This window comes from Clavibacter lycopersici (assembly GCF_003576405.1).
Taxonomy (GTDB): domain Bacteria; phylum Actinomycetota; class Actinomycetes; order Actinomycetales; family Microbacteriaceae; genus Clavibacter; species Clavibacter lycopersici.
Genome location: NZ_QWGT01000476.1, coordinates 1 through 754 on the forward strand (window position 1 = coordinate 1; position 754 = coordinate 754).

The 754-nt window shown below is 79.2% G+C and carries 1 protein-coding gene; it reads right to left on the bottom strand.

From position 1 onward, the window contains the following. Positions 1-754, bottom strand: a 754-nt coding sequence (locus DZG00_RS16045; protein WP_147360095.1) for a sensor histidine kinase, incomplete at both ends; no start/stop codon positions are given.

Consider the following 754-nt stretch of genomic DNA (forward strand, 5'->3'; position numbering starts at 1 on the left):
GGTCGCCGCCCTGGGCGCGGGCGAGCGCGCGGGCGATGGGGAGGCCGAGGCCCGCGCCGCCGGCGTGGCGGTCGCGGCCGTCGTCGAGGCGCACCAGGCGGTCGAAGACGCGCTCGCGATCGGCGTCGGGGACGCCCGGGCCGTCGTCGGCGACCGTGATGCGCACGGATCCGTCGTCGACGCCCTCCGCCTCCACGCGCACCTCGGCGGCGGCGTAGCGCGCCGCGTTCTGCAGGAGGTTGTCGAGGATCTGCGCGAGCCGATCGGGATCCGCGCGCACGGCCGGGGGAGCGCCGCGCACGTCGGCGACGAGGCGCGTGCCGGGCGTGCGGGCCGACTGCCGAGCGACCGCCTGCTCGACCGCGGGCGCCACGCGCACCGGTCGGCCCTCGACCGAGAGGCCCTCGTCGAGGCGCGCCATCGTCAGCATGTCGTCGACGAGGCGGCCCGCGCGGATCGCCTCGCGCACCACGTTCACCGACAGCCGCTCGCGCTCCTCGTCGCTCGGGTCGGCGCGCACGAGGGCGTCGGCGGAGGCGCGGATCCCGGCGACGGGCGTCCGCAGCTCGTGCGCCGCGTCCGCCACGAAGGCGCGCATGCGGGCCTCCGCCGCGAGCGCCTGGTGCTCGGCGTGCTCGAGGTCGTCGAGCATCTCGTCGAACGCGGTCGCGGTGCGGCCGAGCTCGGTGCCCGGCCGGGTGGGGCGGAGGCGGCGGCCGCGGTCGCCCCGGCCGATGGAGCGGGCGACGCCGGT